The organism is Acinetobacter sp. Lyrl_1 (assembly GCF_051948795.1).
GTDB classification, from domain to species: domain Bacteria; phylum Pseudomonadota; class Gammaproteobacteria; order Pseudomonadales; family Moraxellaceae; genus Acinetobacter; species Acinetobacter towneri.
On the sequence record NZ_JAYJLK010000007.1, the window covers coordinates 1 to 18,570 of the forward strand.

Genomic DNA, 18,570 nt, shown 5'->3' on the forward strand with positions numbered 1-18,570 from the left:
AAATGTTGGGGGTGTTTTTTTATGTAGAAAAGAAAATATTAAGAAGAAAAGTAGAAGAAAGAAGTTTAAAACAATATATTTACAATAATAAATTATGTGAAAAATATAGCATATATCAAAATATCATAAATTACTGCAAGTCTATTTGGTCGAATTTATCTACAACTTTAGTCTAGGTTTTTAAGAAAATTAACCAGAGTTAAGTTTTTGCTGTAGACAAAAAGTGAATATTGATTCATTTTATATACAAAAGTGAATAACCATTCATTTTTTATAAAATAAAAAGCTCACAATTGGAGGTGAGGGAAAAATGACAGCAACAACAATGAATGTGAATGCTGTAGTGGATCAAGCAAAGTTTAAACCTTTTCATTTAAAAATTGTACTTTGGTGCGTATTTGTCGTTATTTTTGACGGTTATGATTTGGCGATTAACGGTGTGGCTTTACCACTACTGATGCAAGAATGGAATATGACGGCTGTACAGGCAGGTATGCTTGCGAGTACGGCACTGGCAGGCATGATGTTTGGTGCCATGCTGTTTGGCATGTTGGCAGACAAAATTGGCCGTAAAAATGTCATATTAATTTGTGTGACGTTATTTAGTGGCTTTACTTTTTGGGGCGGCTTTGCATCCAACCCAACAGAGTTTGGTATTTTACGTTTTATTGCAGGTTTAGGGATTGGCGGAGTATTGCCTAACCTCGTGGCTTTAACCTCTGAATATGCACCACAAAAAATGCGTAGTACCTTAGTTACCACCATGTTCAGCGGCTATGCCGTGGGCGGCATTATGGCAGCCTTACTTGGTGCATGGTTGACGCCTAGCTTTGGCTGGGAAGTGATGTTCTATATTGCGGGATTACCGTTACTTATTTTGCCTTTATTGTGGTTTTTCTTACCAGAATCTTTAACTTTTTTGGTGAAAAAACAGCAACATGAAAAAGCGCGTCACATCGTCCAGCAAATTAGCCCACAAGAAAATATCAGCCCACAAACACAATTTGTATTAAATGAAGTACAAACCGCAGATGCCTCAATTGCAGCCTTATTTAAAAATAACCGTGGCATGAGTACTTTGCTGTTTTGGTGCTGCTTCTTTATGTGTTTGTTGATGGTTTATGCTTTGGGCAGTTGGTTGCCAAAACTGATGATGGCAGCAGGTTATTCGCTGGGTAACAGTTTAATGTTCTTAATGGCGATGAACATTGGTGCTGTGATCGGAACCATCAGTGGCGGGATTTTAGCAGACCGTTTCCACTTAAAACCTGTGATTATTGGCATGTTTTTATTGGGCGCATTCTCTCTAGTGGGTCTAGGCTTTAATTCACCACAGCCTGTGATTTATTTATTGGTGGGCTTAGCAGGTGCTTCTGCCATTGGCAGCAGTATTTTATTGTATAGCTTTGTTGCTCAGTATTATCCACTTACGATTCGTTCTACAGGTATCGGCTGTGCTTCTGCAGTGGGGCGTGTCGGTGCGATTGTAGGCCCTATTATTATTGGCGTACTTTTGGGCATGGATTTACCACATAAAATGAACTTTTTGGCGGTGGCGATTCCTGCAGTGATTGGTGCAATTGCAGTAGCACTGATTCGTTTACAAAGTACATCACAGGTGGTGAGTGAGCCAAGCGTGGTTAAAAAAGCCAGCCGATCTTATAGTTAATTGATCGTTAGTGTTTTGGGACTTTGAAATTAAGGAGCATTGCTCCTTAATTTTTTGCCTATTCACTTTGTAGAAGATTTAAGTAAGAAAGTGTGTATCGCTACATTTCTACTGTGCACGAGGTACATTTCATTGATTATGATGTCTTGATTAGCACAAGCAAAGATTGAATGAATAGAGGAGCAATTAGGATGCTCAAGATAAATCGGCAATACTATGGATTTATATGTCTAGTTGTATTGGGTTTAACTACAGGGTGTAATGCGCAAGTTGAGCCGAAACAGAACACGGCTGCTTTAGAGTCAAAATCAACTTCTGCACAAAATTTACAACGCTATCAAATACAGCCAATTGCAGATTTTAATGAGCCGTGGGCATTGGCAGAATTACCCGATGGACGCCTATTAATTACAGAAAAAGCGGGGAAATTAAAACTTTTTGATCCAAAAACAGGTCAAAGCTTAGATGTTCAAGCTATCCCTGAAGTCGCCTATGGCGGACAAGGTGGTTTGGGTGACGTCATTTTAGATCCTGACTTTAAACAGAATCAGCAGATTTATTTAAGTTATGCCGAAGCGGGTGCGGGTGGTTACGGTGCAGTCGTGATTCGGGGCAAGCTTGTATTAGATGCCAAACCCACGCCAAAACTCACCCAAATTCAAAGAATCTGGCAGCAAGTGCCGAAAGTATCGGGACAGGGGCACTATGCGCATCGTATAAAGTTTGGTGCAGATGGCAAATTGTGGATAAGTTCTGGTGAGCGACAAAAGTTTGAACCTGCTCAGGATTTAAAATCTAATTTAGGCAAAATTTTGTGTCTAAATGCAGATGGCACAACCCCTTTAGACAATCCATTTCAAACACATGGAGAGATTGCCAAGCAAGTCTGGAGTTTGGGGCATCGCAACCCTTTAGGCATGGCATTCGATCCCGCAGGGCAGCTTTGGGTTGCAGAAATGGGACCTAAAGGTGGCGATGAGTTGAATCTGATTGTCAAGGGCGAAAACTATGGCTATCCACTGGTGTCGAATGGTGATCATTATAATGGGTTGCCCATTCCAGACCATGCAACTCGTCCTGAATTTACAGCCCCTGTTCTGGATTGGACGCCAGTCATCTCTCCCTCAAGTTTGATGTTTTATACGGGAGATGTATTCCCACATTGGAAGCATAAAGCGATTCTTGGTGGTTTATCTTCAAAAGCAATTATTGTGGTGGATACGCAAGCACAGCCTGTTCGGGAGTTACAGCGTATCGAGATGGGTCAGCGGATTCGTGGCGTACTTCAAGCACAGGATGGCAATATTTGGGTGATTGAAGATGGTCAATCTGCCAGATTGCTTAAATTGGTGGCTCCATAAAATAAATTTCTTCAGGTCTAAACTTATTTCAAAGTAGGACAAAAAACAAATAGAAAAAAGCCCCAACATCATGTCGGGGCTTTTTCAGATTTATGTTTAGGTATTACTCCTGTTATACCTTTCAGCGTCCTGCCGTTATATTATTTATTATTGTTATTCTTGCTTTTAGAAACATCCTGTTTCTGTATGTGTTAAATATAAAATGAAAGCTGATCTTTGCCTAGCGTCAATTTTCTGCAGTGCATGTAAGCTAAAACGTACAACGATATATCGGTAAAATATAGATCAATAAACTGGATTTATTTAATTTTAAGTATTTGATTATATTTAATAATTATCTTATTCAATAAAAAATCTCCCAAATTCATTTTCTTGTACTTGGGAGATTTGAACAGCAGAAAGATGCAGTAAGTATGCAAATTGATTACATCAACTTAATACCTTGTTGTCCTGCTGGGGTCACTCTAAAGATTTCAACTTCAAAGGTAATATTTTTACCCGCTAAAGGGTGGTTAAAGTCTACTTCAGTCACATCATCGTTGACAGATTTCACCACGCCATAGAGGCTTTGTTTGGCTTTATCTTCAAATTCAATCATGTGTCCTTCAACTGGATGTTGCTCAAATTTAACCGTATCAAAAGTTTGTACGTTTTCAGGATTCCATGGACCAAATGCTTCTTCAGGTGGAAGACTCACGGTACGACGGTCACCTGCACGTAAACCAAATAATGACTTTTCAAAACCAGGTAATAGGCTGCCATCGCCCATGACCAAACTTACAGGTTCAGCGCGGCTACGGGTGTTGTCAATTTCTACACCATTTTCAATGGCGACAGAAAAGTGCAATTCGACTTTTGAGCCATCTTCAATACGAGTTTCATCATTTGGATTAATAATTTCAGTCATGTTGCGCCTGCGCTCGTTCAATTCGGTGCTTTTCTAGGAAAAACGTATCAATTAACAGCAGAATGGTGCCAAGTGTGATGGCACTGTCTGCAATATTAAAGGCAGGGAAGTGGCTGTTGTTGTAGTACACGTGAATAAAATCGACCACGTAGCCAAGACTGACCCGATCAATTAAATTCCCAATCGCACCGCCTAAAATCAAGGCAATCGCCAAAGGCAGTACGATGACATTTTTTGGCATACGCATTAGCCAAAATACAAAAATTACAGACACTAAACCTGCCAGTGAGGTAAAGAAATAACGTTGCCATCCACCTGCATCGGACAAGAAACTAAAGGCAGCGCCATAGTTATGCAGTAAAGTCCAATTCAAAAAGGGCAATACAGGCACTGGATCTGCGTAATTCAGATGCGATACTGCAATCCATTTGGTCCATTGGTCGAGAATAATCGCGACAATGGACAAGCCCACCCACCATAAATTATGTGGATAGAACTGGAATAAGCCCTTTTTGTGTTGTGGATTAGGCATATTTTCTCTCTTCGCCTTGACCTGTTGGAAGGTTGATAATACAACGTGAGCATAAACCTGGATGTGCAGAATGTGTATTCACATCAGGGAGTACATGCCAGCAACGTACACATTTTTCGCCATCTGCTGCAGAAACTTTCACGTTCAAGCCATCTAAATCAGAGGCTTCACCTTGTGCAGCATCAAAGCCATTCACAATTACTTGTGAGGTAATCAGGACAAAACGTAGCTCATCGCCTAGTTTATCCAATACGGCTTTGAGTTCGTCATTCGCCCAAAGTTCAACTTTAGCAGATAAGTTGGAACCGACTGTTTTGGCGGTACGTGCTGCTTCAATGAATTTATTGACGGCAGATTTCACTGCAATCAGGGTTTGCCATTCCGCTTCTGCCAAGATGTTAGCTTCAGAAGCCACTGGAATGTCATACCATTCTGCAGTGAAGACATATTTTTCTGATTGCTCAGGAATTAGCGGCCATGCTTCTTGTGCAGTAAAGCTTAAGATTGGCGCCATCCAACGAACGAAAGCCTGAACCAAGTGATACAAAGCAGTTTGTGCAGAATGACGTGCTTGCGAGTCTGCTTTGGTGGTGTACTGACGGTCTTTGATGATATCGAGGTAGAAACCACCCAAGTCATTAATACAGAAGTTGGTCAGCGCACTGGTTACGATATGGAAGTTCATATCTTCATAGGCTTGCTGAATGGTTTTCTGTACTTCTGCGGCACGTTGCAGGATGTATTGATCCAGTGCAATCAACTGATCTACAGGCAGAGCATCTGTAGCGGGTTTGAAACCATTTAAGTTAGCCAACAAGAAACGCAAAGTATTACGGATACGACGATAACCGTCAGAGGCACGGCTAAAGATTTCCTTACCTGCGGTCATTTCATAGCGGTAATCTGCCGATGCAATCCAGAAGCGTAAGCCGTCTGCACCCATGTCTTTAATAATGTCTTGTGGAGTAATGATGTTACCCAACGATTTCGACATTTTGCGACCTTTTTCATCCACTACAAAGCCGTGGGTTAACAAGCCTTTGTATGGTGCGCGTTCATTGATCGCAATTGAGGTGAGCAATGAAGACTGGAACCAGCCACGGTGTTGGTCTGAACCTTCAAGATATAAATCGGCTGGGTCTTGTAACTCTTCACGCTCACGTAGAACTGCATAATGCGTCGTACCTGAGTCGAACCAAACGTCTAAGGTGTCGCGTACTGCATTGTAGTGCTCGGCATCATCGCCAATGAAGTCCTTGGCTTCACGGTTGTACCAGCCATCAATCCCTTCTTGTTCGATCAGTTTCGCAACTTCTTCAATCAATTCAGGTGTGCGTGGGTGCAATTCGTTGGTGTCTTTGTGTACGAAGAATGGAATTGGTACACCCCAAGTACGTTGACGTGAAATACACCAGTCTGGACGACCTTCAATCATCGCTTGGATACGGTTTTTACCCCAATCAGGTACAAAGCTGATGTCATTTTCAATCGCATTGAGTGCGCCTTGACGTAAACCTTTGGCATCCATGCTGATAAACCATTGTGGTGTAGCACGGAAAATAATTGGAGATTTATGGCGCCAGCAGTGAGGATAGCTGTGTTTGATTGGGTGATGTGCCCAAAGCTTATTGTTTTCTACCAAAGTCGCAATAATTTGTGGATTGGCTTTGTAGATGTGTTCGCCTGCAAAGATTGGTGCAGTAGGTAAATATACGCCATTGCCACCGACAGGATTGTCAACTTTTAGGTTGTATTGTAAGCCAACTTTATAGTCGTCCACACCGTGTCCAGGTGCGGTATGTACTGCACCTGTACCGCTTGTTGCGGTCACGTGTTCACCTAAAATTACAGGCACTTGACGAGCTTGAATCAGTGGATGTTGCAAGATCAGGTTTTCAAGTTTGTCACCTGTGAAGTCAGCCAATACTTCATAGCTGCTAAAGCCATAGCGTTCAGTTGCTGACTGTACCAACTCTTTAGCTAAAATAAAGTTTTGTGGTGCTTTTTCATCGGCACGTGCTTTCACCAATTGGTATTCAATTTCGGCATGCAATGCAACGGCTTGGTTCGCAGGCAAAGTCCACGGTGTAGTCGTCCAAATGACGATGTCAGTGGCATCATTCACTTGCACATCCAAACGTGCAGATAAATCGGCTAAATCGACCACAGCAAAACCGACATCAATCGCATCGGATTTTTTATCTTCATATTCGACTTCGGCTTCTGCTAATGCAGAACCACAGTCCAAACACCAGTTCACAGGCTTAAGACCCGGTTCAATATGACCTGCTTTGGCAATTGCACCCAATGAACGTACGATATCGGCTTCTTGCTTGAAGTTCATGGTGAGGTAAGGATTGTCCCAATCACCAAATACGCCCATACGCACGAAGTCTTTTTTCTGTAATTCGACTTGGGTGTAAGCATATTCACGGCAGGCTTTACGGAAAGTCGAAGCATCGACTTTTACACCCACTTTACCCACTTTTTCTTCTACTTTGAGTTCAATCGGTAAACCGTGACAGTCCCAACCCGGAACGTAGGGTGCGTCAAAACCATCCATGACACGGCTTTTAATAATGATGTCTTTCAGGACTTTATTGACCGCATGACCCAAGTGAATTTGACCATTGGCATATGGAGGGCCATCGTGAAGCACATATTTTTTCTTGCCAATACGCGATGCACGAATCTGCTGATAAATGTTGTCGGCATACCACTCTTCTAACCATTTCGCTTCACGTACTGCGAGATTTGCTTTCATTGCAAATTCAGTACCTGGGAGGTTTAGCGTGGCTTTATAATCCACTGCATTTTCAGGAGTTTGCTTATCGCTCATGCAAGTTGTCTTCCAGTTGAATCAGCCCATGGACTGACGCGTTTTACATTAAATATTTAGGGTAAATTAAAAAGGGAAATTTGGATGATCTTGTCGAAATTCAAGAAGTTTTTCAACATCATCATCAATTCCCGCTTTAAGTGCTTCAAGCGAAGGGTAGTTTTTTTCGCCATGTAAATAGTTTAAAAACGTGACCCGCATTAACAAGCCATACAGATTAGCAGAAACATTGGGGAAATGTACTTCTAATCGCCATTCGGGATGTTCTTGCTTGATGGCAGGACGAGTTCCGACATGCCCTGCACCAAATAAACTGTTTGGGCTGTAGCCTGCAACACCTGTTTTGCTAGGATGTGCATTGCTGACTGTGTCGGTTAAGGAGGTGGTTTCGCAGACCACTTCAACGCCATAAATGCCATTTAAGCAGGGTTTATGGCGGTTTAAGCGTACATTAATGGTTGGAAAATCAAGTGTGCGACCAATTTGATCGCCATATTGGACGCGCCCTGTAATGCTATATGGGCGTCCAAGCAGTTTGGCTGCCAGTGCCAAATCACCTGCTTGTAAAGTTTGACGAATACGAGTTGAGCTAACACGCTCACCATTCAGTTCAATGGTGTTTAAATTGGTGACCTGAAAGCCATAGTTGCGTAAAAATTCGCTATTGCCTTGGCGGTTTTTACCAAAATGGAAGTCATCGCCCAAGACCAAATGCGAGGCATTCAGGCTATTTTTTAAAAGTTTTGCAAAGGCTTCGGCACTTAAACTGCGGAAATGATTGTCAAATTTCGCTACTGCAATGTAGTCGACGCCCAATTCGGTCAGATATTCGACTTTTTCCCGCAACGAGCTGATGCGTGGTGGGGCATCGTAGCCTTTAAAAAATTCCAATGGTTGAGGTTCAAACAGCATCACCACGGTTTTGAGTTGTTGCGCCGCAGCAACTTCTTTGAGCTGTTGAATCATCGCCTGATGACCGACATGCACACCATCAAAATTGCCAATGGTCACGGCAGTTTGGGCGAGGTCAGTGGTTGAAGATAAAGCATTCAGGCGGAGCAGCTGCATGATCGGATGAAAGTTGAAAATTTGTAAGGGCTATATATTGCCATATTCTCGCGCTTTCGTCTTGCTGTTGTGTTTTTAACCTGAAAAATTATCTGAAAATCAGGCAAAATCCGACTATTTGAGCGCGAAAGGTGAACTGGATTTGCACCGCACCAGATTTTCTTTTCTAATGTGCTCAGTTTCAATGATCTGCACGAGTAAATAGTGATGAATTCTGATTTCGCTTTAATTATGGCATTGCCTAGTGAGTCTAAAGGCTTGTTTGAGCAGGCTGGGATTCAGGTGCATTATAGTGGTATTGGTAAGGTCAATGCTGCGTTTAAAGCCTTTGAAGTGATTCAAAAGACTGGTTGTAAAACTTTATTGAATTTAGGCACGGCTGGTAGCTCACATTTTGATGCGCATGCTTTGGTGGAAGTGTGCCAGTTTGTGCAGCGCGATATGGATGTTTCTCCGTTGGGTTTTCAGGTGGGAGTCACGCCAATGGATCAGGAACATCCTGCAGAAATTCATTTGGAACGCTATTTTGAGCATTTGCCAAGTGGCATTTGTGGTACGGGGGATAGCTTTGAAACGGGTACGCCCAAAGTACCGTGTCAGTTGGTTGACATGGAGGGCTATGCGATTGCCAAAGTCTGTAAAAAATTAGGGGTGCGAATGCTGTCGGTCAAATATATTACCGATGGTGCCAATGATACGGCACATTTAGACTGGGAAGAAAACTTGTTGCTAGGCGCACAAAAATTATTATCGTTATATCAAAGTGTTAAGTAATACAGTTGCCCAAAACGCCACGACCCGAGTAAAAACTAGGGTCGTGAGCTAAATTCGGATATTTGTTCAGGTTGGCGCGATTATTCTTGCGCTTCCTGTGCTGGTTCAGCCGTGACAACAGTTGCTTCTGTAGCATTGATTTCGTCCTGACGAGGCACAATACCGTAGAGCATCATGTGAACCGTATGTTGCAAGACACGTTGCAACATACTGCGGTTACGCAGGGTTTTACCTGTCACCATTTCCATTTGCGTTGCAAAGTCGGCATAGTTTTGGGTAATCGCCCAAATATTCAAAATCAGCAATTCAGGATCAATCTGTTTCGACAGTTTGCCTTGTTCTTGCCACATGGTAATGACTTTGGCTTTGCGTTTTACCAGTTTTTTCAGAGGACCTTTTAAAATTTCCTGAATATTTGGCGCACCTTGAATCACTTCTAAAGCAAATAGACGTGATGCTTTCGGTTGAGTACGGGAAACCTCAATTTTCTGTAACAGATAATTGGTAATCGCTTCTTCTGGCTCAAGTTCGGCTTCAAGCATTTGTAAAGGCGCAAGCCATTTTTGTAGTACTGTGGTCAGTACTTCAACATAGAGCGCCTCTTTATTTTCATAATAATAGAAAATATTCGACTTATGCATTTCTGCAATTTGTGCGATTTCATCCAAACTTGCACCGCTAAACCCGTATAAGGAAAATACGTCGAGTGCAGCATTGAGAAGCTGATGGCGTTTTTGTGTACTCTTTTTTTGTTCCATTCGTAATTTTAAAACAATGAAAAAAGGGAATTATTAATTGTACGGCAAATCGTCAGTCTTGTGCATCATTAAAAGATGTATTTTTAAAATATTTATAATTTATTCTGTAGTTTAGCTATGCAATCAGTCAAAAAACCAATTAGGGTTGGGGAGTATATTTGCTCATGTATTTTTTGACTAAATGATTAGCGTTTGTTGATTTTATTTATAAATGGTAAAAGTGAAGTTTTACGGTGCTTAAGCTTGGGTTTATTTAAAAAAATTAAAGAATGAATCGAGTGCCTTAATCAAGAGGAATGGATTAGCATTTGCATTGCCCTAACAATGGGAGAGTCGAGCCCATTGTTAGCGTCAAGATTATTCAGTTGCCAATACTGCACTTAAGACCTGTTGTTCTAATGCAGCAAATTGCACACTTTTTTGACGTGGTCGAGCCAGTGGCACCTGAAACTGTTGGGCAATACGTCCCTGATCGAGCAAAATAATCCGATCAGCCAGTTGTACGGCTTCACTGACATCATGCGTGACTAAAATGGCAGTGAAACCTTGTTCGAGCCAAAGTTGCTCAATCAGGTTCTGCATTTCTAAACGTGTCAGGGCATCTAATGCGCCTAAGGGCTCATCAAGCAATAAAATGCGTGGTCGATGTGACAGAGCACGTGCCAAAGCGACACGTTGTCGTTGTCCTCCAGAAAGTTGGCTTGGCCATAAATCGGCCTTCGCTTGCAGACCGACCTTTTCAAGTAAGTTGGCGGCTTCTGCATGCTGAGTGTTGGCCAAACCTAGTTGTACGTTCTGTTGGATATTACGCCAAGGCAATAGGCGAGGGTCTTGGAACATGACCCGTATATCATCGGATGTAATGCCTTCCCGAATATGTCGTGCTGACTTAAATTGAATGGAACCGTAGCTGGCTTGTTCAAGATCGGCAATCAGACGCAGCAGGGTACTTTTACCACAGCCACTGCGTCCAACAATTGCCAGAAACTCACCAGGCTGAATATGTAAATTTAAGTCGGTTAAAACCTGTACTGAACCATAAAACTTGTGCAGTTGTTCAATGAGAATTTCTGCACCCATTGCATTGTTGTGCTGCGCAGTTGGAGATTGGTGAGGGAAGTCTGTGCTGTGTACATGACGTCCCAAGCTTAGATCTGTCATGGAGATAATCCTTATTTTTGATAGGCTGGATGCCAGCGTAGTAAATATTTTTCTAACAGTACCGCGAACACATCGGCCAGTTTACCCAGCAGGGCGTAAAGTAAAATGCCCACCAGTACAATATCGGTTTGTAGGAATTCACGTGCATTCATGGTCATATAGCCAATGCCTGCCTGAGCAGAAATTGTTTCTGCCACAATTAACAGCACCCACACCAAACCAAGCGAAAAACGTAAACCGACTAAAATAGACGGCATCGCCCCAGGTAAAATAATGTCTTTATACAATTGCCAGCGGGTGAGCCCATAACTTTTACCCATTTCCAGCAACTGTGAATCTACAGAACGAATTCCGTGGTAGGTGTTGATATAGACTGGAAAAAATACCCCCACAGCAACTAAAAATAATTTGGCTGTTTCATCAATTCCAAACCATAAAATTACCAATGGAATCAGTGCCAGTGCTGGAATGTTGCGAATCATTTGTAAGGTGGTGTCAAGCAGCGTCGAGGCTGTTTTAGATGAGCCGTTGAGTAAGCCTAACAGCAGCCCTAATCCACCACCAATCAGCAAGCCCAGCAGGGCACGCCCTGCACTGACTTGAACGTGTTGCGCCAATTCGCCACTGCTAAGTAATGTCCAAAAAGCACTGAGTACAGCACTTGGTGCAGGTAAAATGCGGCTTTGTAAAAGGCCAGTGCTTGAGGCCAGTTGCCACAAGGTAATTAAAGCGACGGGGAACAACCACGGCAGCAGTTGTTGTCCAATCAATGTTCCACGTGAAACCTTTTGCGCTTTGCCTAAACTTGAGGGTATTTGCTGACTCATTCGACTTGCTCCAGTTTACGCTGTGCAGATGTATGAGCAGCAGGTACATATTGATTTGCTACAATTTCACCAAAAGGACCAGTTAAATTAGGTTGAGCCAGTTTCTTTTGGGTTTCCAGTGGTAACAGTGGGAAAACCAACTCAGCAAAGCGAATAGACTCTTCCAAATGCGGATAACCAGAGAAAATAAAGGTACTGATGCCTAAGTCTGCATATTCCTGAATGCGAGCTGCCACCGTTTCAGGGTCGCCTACCAAGGCCGTTCCTGCACCACCACGGACCAAACCAACACCTGCCCACAGATTAGGCGATACTTCCAGCTGGCTACGATTCCCTTGATGCAATGCCGCCATGCGACGTTGTCCAACCGAGTCCATGGCTTGGAACTTAGCCTGTGCTGAGGCAATGGTGGCATCATCTACATATTGAATCAGGTCTTCTGCTGCTTGCCATGCTTCGGCATTGGTTTCACGAACAATCACATGCAAGCGAATGCCGTAATTTAAACTGCGTCCTTTAGCAGCTGCTTTGGCTTTTAATAGTTCAAGTTTTTCTTTGACTGCAGCAGGTGGTTCACCCCAGGTTAAATAGGTATCCACCTGTTCGCTGGCCAGCTCAATGGCTGCTTCAGAGGAACCACCAAACCATAGTGGCGGATGTGGATGTTGTACAGGTGGATATAGCAATTTAGCATCATCAACCTGTAAGCGTTTGCCATGAAAACTGAACGACTCACCTGTATGTGAGCGACTTAAAATTTCACGCCAAATGTGGGTGTATTCTGCCGCAGTTTGATAACGGGTGCTGTGATCTTCATAGAGCCCATCACCTTTGAGCTCTTGTTCATCGCCACCTGTGACCAAATTCAGTAAAAGACGACCATGTGATAGTCGGTCAAAGGTTGCAGCCATGCGTGCCGCCAACGCAGGTGTGGTAATACCCGGACGTAATGCCACCAAAAATTTGAGCTTTTGTGTGGCGTCAATCAGACTGGCTGCAGTAATCCACGGATCTTCACAAGAACGGCCTGTAGGAATTAAAACCCCTTCATAACCCAAATGTTCAACAGTCAGTGCGATTTGTTTCATATAGGCATGATCAACTTGGCGAGCGCCCTTGTTGGTACCTAAATAACGACTGTCACCGTGGGTAGGAATAAACCAAAAAATTTTCATCTTAATATCCTTGTTGTGTATGTTTAAGGTGTAATGCTGTGCTGGTCTTTCCAAACCACGCTTTGAATTTGGATAGACTGCGGAATCAGTTGGTCTTGCTGAAAGCTGTTGGCAATGTGTTGTTGCGATTGAATGACCTGATTGTTCAGCGGGTAAATTGGAGAGGGTTTTAAGCGTTGCTGAAATACGGGTGTGGCAATATGTGGTGCTAAACCTGTACTTTGGGTGTAAATAGACAAAGCCTGATCTTGGTGCTGAAGAATCCATTGATCTGCAGCATTCAAGCTTGCTAAAACCTTGCTGACCGCTTGAGGGTGCTGCTGTATAAATTTAGGATTGCCAATATAGAAGGCATAACTTTTTGGGAATGCTGTGCCATCAATCAAGACCTGTGCTTGCGCATCGAGCTTGGCAGCACTTAAAAATGGATCCCAAATGACCCAAGCATCAATGCTGTTTTTATCAAATGCTGCACGAGCTTCTGCAGGCGCAAGCCAAATAGGTTGAATGTCTTTCCAGCTTAGCTGGGCTTGCTTTAATACTTTGCCCAATAATTCATGCGCACTAGAGCCTTTTTGTACGGCAATGCGTTTGCCTTTTAAATCTTGCAACGATTGAATCGGGCTGCCTGATGGAACGACCAAAGCCTGTGAATTTGGGGTCACCACTTCATAACCGACATAGCGAATATCTTTGCCTGCAGCTTGGGCAAAAATAGGTGGGGTGTTGCCCACGTAGCCAAAATCGACAGCACCCACCGCCAAGGCTTCTAACATTTGTGGGCCAGCAGGAAACTCTTTCCAGTCAACTTTGACATTGGGCAGCTGCTGCTCAAATAACTTTTGTTGACGAGCAACCAGTAAATTCAAAGCCGCCTTTTGGTAGCCAATGCTGAGATGTTGTAGAGGGGCAGCAGAACTTTTTGCTGAATCAGCATTGGCTGAAATTTTTTCACAGCCTGTGAAGCCCAGACTGAATAGACCTAAACTGAATAATGTGAATGTTTGTAGCGCTTTCATTTAACTGTCCTAATTTTTGTTTTATGGCGATGTGCTTGTTGTGGGTTTTAAAATTGCAGCTTGAATGTCAATTTTTTGTGGAATTAACTTTTGCTGATAGAAGGCATCTGCAACTTGCTGTTGTTGTTGAACCACTTGCGCAGAAATGTTTTGCACTCCAAAGCCCATACGGGCAATAGAACGGCTCAAAATATCGACCGATAAACCCGTCGGTTTTTCTAAGAGTTGTGCAGCCTGTTGAGGATGTTGCTGAATCCACTGTGTGGTGGTATTCAGTTGCTGTACCACTGTGTTTAACAATTCAGGATGAGCTTCGGAAAATTGACGATCTGCCAAATAAAACTGATGATTGCTCACCAAGTTTTGTCCTGTGGCCAGAACACGTGCACCGAGCTGTTGTTCTGCCGCAGCAAAGAACGGATCCCAAATGACCCACGCATCGACAGCACCACGCTCAAATGCAGCGCGGGCATCGGCAGGGGGTAAATACACCACATGAATATCTTCAAGTTTGAGCTGATGCGCTTGCAAAACTTTTAACAGCAGATAATGCACATTGGAGCCTTTATTCAGTGCAATACGTTTGCCTTTTAAATCTTGGACAGACTGAAGGTTTGAATTTTTGGGTACTATTAATGCTTCAGCCAAAGGTGCAGCAGGCTGATTGGCCACGTACACCAAGTTAGCTTGTGCTGCTTGTGCAAAAATAGGCGGTGCTTCCCCCGCTTCCCCAAAAACCACACTGCCGACATTTAAGCCTTCTAAGAGCTGAGGGCCTGCAGGAAATTCTACCCAATTAATTTTGACATTCTGATTTTTAAGGGCATTTTCTAGTACGGCACGTTCTTTGACAATTGGCAAAATACCGTATTTTTGATAGCCAATATTTAAGGTGATTTGATTGGCAGCTTGGTTTGGAGTACAGCCTGAGAGCAGCATGATTCCGACCCAAGCCGTAGATGTAAAAATCGTTTTTTTCCAAAAAGATGTCGAAATTGGGTACATGCAAATGTGCTCCTGAAAATAAACCCCAACGGGTGTAGCGGGCTGGATGACACATACGCTAAACAGGTTTGTTTTTTGAAAAAAATAATAAATCGGAAATTTCTAAGCAGAAATTGAGATAAATAAAAAAGTGCAAACCTTATGTTTAAAACTGCACAAATTGTAGGAGGATAGTCAGCAGTATTTATTTTTAAGTTTATGATTTTTATTGCTTATTTTTATTATTGAAGTTGAGAGATAAATATAGTGAATTTACAGCTAAGGCTTTGTTTTCAAAATAGAAGTATTTTTTTGAACTGGTTGCATAAGCTTATGCAAAATTGAGCTATATCGCCTACAGGCAAAAAGTCACTTTATAGTGACTTTTTGCAAACAATGGAGTTGCGTTGATAGTTATATAAGGCCTGACGGGCATCGGGCAGTTCATCGACACTGGCAGGGGAAAAGCCTTGTTCTAAAAACCAATGTGCGGTGCGGGTAGTCAAAATAAACAACTGCTGAATACCCATGGCTTTGGCTTTATCTTCTAAATAATCCAGAATTTGGCGGCCACGGTTCGATTTACGATAAGCAGGATGCACGGCCACGCAGGCAATTTCAGCAGACCTTAATTCATTGCCTGTGGTAGGAATAGGGTAGAGTGCTGCACAGGCTAGAATCATGCCATCTCGCTCAATCACTGCAAATTGCCCAATTTCATTTTCCAGACGTTCACGTGAGCGATACACCAATACACCTTCTTCTTCTAAAGGGCGTAATAGTCGAATCAGACCGCCAACATCTTGAATATTGGCTGTACGTACTTCTTCATAATGTGCATCACTGACCATCGTGCCTGAACCATCGCGGGTAAATAGCTCTTCTAATAATGCACCATCATAAGCATAAGAAATCAGATGTACACGATGCACGCCGTTGAGCGAAGCCTCTTGTGCTGCATTTAAGTGTAGTGCCAATTCAGGATGATGCTGTTGCGCAGCCTGAATATATTGATTTAAGTGTTGTGGGTGAATTTCACGTTGCAATTGCCTTTCGGTATTCACTAATCCGTGCTGTTCGCCTAAGAAAATGAGCTTATCAGCTTTTAAATGAATGGCAGTTTTGGTGGCGACTTCTTCTGCCAAAAGATTAAATACTTCACCTGTGCTGGAATAGCCTGTAGGCCCTAACAACACAATATTGTGGTTTTCTAAATGGCGCTGAATGGCATCGGTATCGACACTGCGGACTTCACCTGTGAGTTGGTAATCGACCCCATCACGGATGCCATACGGTTTGGCGGTAATGAAGTTACCCGACACCACATCGATACGTGCGCCATACATGGGAGAGTTGGCCAGCCCCATCGACAATAAGGCTTCAATTTGCAGACGAATTGAACCCACCGCATTCATCACACAGGATAATGACTCACGTGTGGTGACACGACGTTGCAAATGAAAAGGGGTGTCAATTTGGCTGAATTTCAGATTTTGATTAATTTGTGGACGTGCGCCGTGGACCAAAATCAGACGAATTCCCAGCGAATGCAGCAGGGCAATATCGTGAATAATATGCTGAAAATTTTCATGCAGCACCGCTTCGCCATCGAACATGATCACGAAGGTTTTATTGCGATGGGCATTGATATAAGGCGCAGAATGTCGAAACCAATGCACATATTGTAAGGTTGTGCTGTGAGGGTTTTCTGCTGAAGTCATGCGCTGGCCTATTTCAATGATCGAGTGCTGTCTTTGATTCTAATCAAAAAAATCTGTAGCGGAAGTCTAAATATAAAAAAACACCTGAATGGTGATTCAGGTGTTGGGAATATGCGAACTCATCGTTGAGGCTGAAATATGCTTTTAGCCAATAATGCGAATGATACGATGCGTGCGTTCATTGATCAGGACATAGTCACCATTGATTTTGTACCATTGTTGGTAACGACCTGTATTGGGTAAACGACGTGCTTCACGGTCACTGACTTTATTGCGTGAAATTTCATAGCCACGTGGGAAGTTTTGACCTACACGCCAGTCACGGCTTGGATTCACACGTTTCTGATTATAACGTTTTTGCTCCCATTGCGTATGCTGACGTTGATTGTCCCAGTGGTTGCTGTGATGTTTATAAGTGGCATTTGCTTGATGGCGACGGTCATCATAACGGTGGTCTGGTGCAGCCATTGCAGAAGTTGTCAGGATGGCCGTTACAGACAGGGCAAGAATGCTGAGCGCTTTTTTCATGAATGTTCACCTTCGGTTTCTTTTGAATGTTGAGTTGATGCATTCAAATTAATGCAGAACTCAAGAGAAACGATGGTGGATAGTTGGCTGAATTGTGAATTTGATGGAGAAAATGAGGAGAATGGATGTACCGCTTTGCAAGATGAGAAACCAAGATGTGCTTGGTTATCTATTCTTTTGAAGGGATTACCGTGGAAAGTAAAGAATCTATAAAAAGCCCAGATATATATACTTGGGCTTTATGATTTTTCTAAGATATTGAATAATATGGGGTAAATTGAAATTGCGTATAAGCTGATTATGTTAATTTAGCTTTAAGCATTGGAGGGTGTAAATAATTCTGTGTAAATACAGTTTTAAAAATACTTGCGCTTGGGCATAAGCGTCTAGCTGTAGGAATCACCCTCTTTTAAGGGGGGAGGATGTCAAGAACCTGCAATACGCAAGATATGATGGTTTTCCAAATCGACCAAAATGTAGTCTTGGTTGATTTTATACCATTGTTGTTTGCGTTCAGGGCGGGGCAAGTTATGTTCCTGATAATCGACTTTATAACCATTGCCACGATAATGCTGCGGCATGACATAACCCGTTTGCCATTTATGTTGCTGTAGACGTTTTACACCACGTTCTTCACGCATGCGGCGTTTGTCTTGCATACGCTCTTCAGCATCGGCACGAAATTCACGTTTATTGTGTGCTTGGTGACGAGGATGGTCAGCTGAGTCTCGATCAAATTGAGGAGCGGCAGTTGCAAAATTGCTGCTTAGTAAAGCACTGAAAGACATTGCCAGAACTGTCAAAATCTTTTTCATGTAAACCCCTCATTCTCTCATCTTGATATCACAGTTCATACTTTAACCATTAAATGCAGAGAAACTGTGAAGAAAGCACATGAATTTTTTAAATACGCTCTGCAGGATGCGGCATGGTATTGATTCTATTATGCGACAAAATACGAAATTTAGCAGGTATAGCTCAGAAAAATAGGCTAGATGATTTTTGTTGTACTCAGGAAAGGATGAGGCATCACCATAGCAGCGTACTGCTATGGTCTGCTTTAGTTCCAATGTTCAGTTAAGCCTTGTAAAGATTGCACAGCGATGGCAACACATTCGGCTGTTTCACGATCATCCAAAGCCACAATTAAATGCTGACCTAATTGCAAGCTTTCAATACTTTGAATCACGGCAGTTTTACGTTGAATATCAGTCATCACAATTTACCTAATGCTTGTTGTGGAGATG

The 18,570-nt window shown here is 42.7% G+C and carries 17 protein-coding genes; 3 read left to right on the forward strand and 14 right to left on the reverse strand.

Translation table 11 applies throughout. The annotated features are described in order from the left end of the window. Positions 1–310: 310 nt before the first annotated feature. Both VF675_RS04090 and VF675_RS04095 read left to right on the forward strand, forming a co-directional pair. A complete protein-coding gene (locus tag VF675_RS04090; RefSeq protein ID WP_004974034.1) occupies positions 311–1,669 on the forward strand; it encodes an MFS transporter in 1,359 nt (452 codons plus the stop codon). 191 nt (positions 1,670–1,860) lie between these two features. Beyond that, positions 1,861–3,030 (forward strand): PQQ-dependent sugar dehydrogenase, encoded by a 1,170-nt coding sequence (locus tag VF675_RS04095; RefSeq protein WP_179991239.1) that lies wholly within the window; start codon positions 1,861–1,863, stop codon positions 3,028–3,030. 424 nt (positions 3,031–3,454) lie between these two features. Here VF675_RS04095 and VF675_RS04100 read toward each other — a convergent pair whose 3' ends face one another. The 4 genes from VF675_RS04100 to ribF all read right to left on the reverse strand — a co-directional run bounded on the left by VF675_RS04100 (position 3,455) and on the right by ribF (position 8,376). Next, positions 3,455–3,937: an FKBP-type peptidyl-prolyl cis-trans isomerase gene (locus tag VF675_RS04100; protein ID WP_004974037.1), complete on the reverse strand. Its 483-nt coding sequence runs from the start codon at positions 3,935–3,937 to the stop codon at positions 3,455–3,457. Then, positions 3,930–4,469, reverse strand: coding sequence for a signal peptidase II (lspA, locus tag VF675_RS04105; RefSeq protein ID WP_004974039.1), 540 nt, complete (start codon positions 4,467–4,469; stop codon positions 3,930–3,932). The genes VF675_RS04100 and lspA overlap by 8 nt, the downstream gene beginning before the upstream one ends. Beyond that, positions 4,462–7,308, reverse strand: a complete 2,847-nt coding sequence (ileS, locus tag VF675_RS04110) for an isoleucine--tRNA ligase (RefSeq protein WP_440204820.1) — start codon at positions 7,306–7,308, stop codon at positions 4,462–4,464. The genes lspA and ileS overlap by 8 nt, the downstream gene beginning before the upstream one ends. Before the next feature lie 66 nt (positions 7,309–7,374). Then, positions 7,375–8,376 (reverse strand): riboflavin biosynthesis protein RibF, encoded by a 1,002-nt coding sequence (gene ribF / locus VF675_RS04115; protein ID WP_440204821.1) that lies wholly within the window; start codon positions 8,374–8,376, stop codon positions 7,375–7,377. Between the two features lie 207 nt (positions 8,377–8,583). Here ribF and VF675_RS04120 point away from each other — a divergent pair, with 207 nt between their 5' ends. Further along, positions 8,584–9,150: a phosphorylase family protein gene (locus VF675_RS04120; protein ID WP_178319197.1), complete on the forward strand. Its 567-nt coding sequence runs from the start codon at positions 8,584–8,586 to the stop codon at positions 9,148–9,150. Positions 9,151–9,230: 80 nt separating this feature from the next. On the opposite strand, the gene VF675_RS04125 is transcribed toward VF675_RS04120, so the two are convergent. The 10 genes from VF675_RS04125 to VF675_RS04170 form a co-directional block, all read right to left on the reverse strand. Then, a complete protein-coding gene (locus tag VF675_RS04125; RefSeq protein WP_440204822.1) occupies positions 9,231–9,908 on the reverse strand; it encodes a TetR family transcriptional regulator C-terminal domain-containing protein in 678 nt (225 codons plus the stop codon). A 357-nt stretch (positions 9,909–10,265) separates the two neighbouring features. Beyond that, a complete protein-coding gene (locus tag VF675_RS04130; RefSeq protein ID WP_419225343.1) occupies positions 10,266–10,988 on the reverse strand; it encodes an ABC transporter ATP-binding protein in 723 nt (240 codons plus the stop codon). A gap of 92 nt (positions 10,989–11,080) precedes the next feature. Then, a complete protein-coding gene (gene ssuC / locus VF675_RS04135; protein WP_440204823.1) occupies positions 11,081–11,896 on the reverse strand; it encodes an aliphatic sulfonate ABC transporter permease SsuC in 816 nt (271 codons plus the stop codon). Then, positions 11,893–13,071: an FMNH2-dependent alkanesulfonate monooxygenase gene (ssuD, locus tag VF675_RS04140; protein WP_440204824.1), complete on the reverse strand. Its 1,179-nt coding sequence runs from the start codon at positions 13,069–13,071 to the stop codon at positions 11,893–11,895. The genes ssuC and ssuD overlap by 4 nt, the downstream gene beginning before the upstream one ends. Positions 13,072–13,094: 23 nt before the next feature. Further along, positions 13,095–14,090, reverse strand: a complete 996-nt coding sequence (locus VF675_RS04145; RefSeq protein ID WP_440204825.1) for an aliphatic sulfonate ABC transporter substrate-binding protein — start codon at positions 14,088–14,090, stop codon at positions 13,095–13,097. Between the two features lie 21 nt (positions 14,091–14,111). Further along, the gene (locus tag VF675_RS04150; RefSeq protein WP_440204826.1) at positions 14,112–15,095 is read right to left on the reverse strand and encodes a sulfonate ABC transporter substrate-binding protein; all 984 of its coding nucleotides are present in this window, start codon (positions 15,093–15,095) and stop codon (positions 14,112–14,114) included. Positions 15,096–15,448: 353 nt separating this feature from the next. Beyond that, positions 15,449–16,795, reverse strand: coding sequence for an amino-acid N-acetyltransferase (gene argA, locus VF675_RS04155; RefSeq protein WP_131261244.1), 1,347 nt, complete (start codon positions 16,793–16,795; stop codon positions 15,449–15,451). 144 nt (positions 16,796–16,939) lie between these two features. Continuing rightward, complete coding sequence (locus tag VF675_RS04160; protein WP_179990744.1) at positions 16,940–17,323, reverse strand: RcnB family protein; 384 nt, start codon at positions 17,321–17,323, stop codon at positions 16,940–16,942. Between the two features lie 425 nt (positions 17,324–17,748). Beyond that, complete coding sequence (locus VF675_RS04165) at positions 17,749–18,138, reverse strand: RcnB family protein (protein WP_440204827.1); 390 nt, start codon at positions 18,136–18,138, stop codon at positions 17,749–17,751. Between the two features lie 245 nt (positions 18,139–18,383). Then, positions 18,384–18,539: a hypothetical protein gene (locus VF675_RS04170; protein WP_004974054.1), complete on the reverse strand. Its 156-nt coding sequence runs from the start codon at positions 18,537–18,539 to the stop codon at positions 18,384–18,386. Positions 18,540–18,570: the final 31 nt, after the last annotated feature.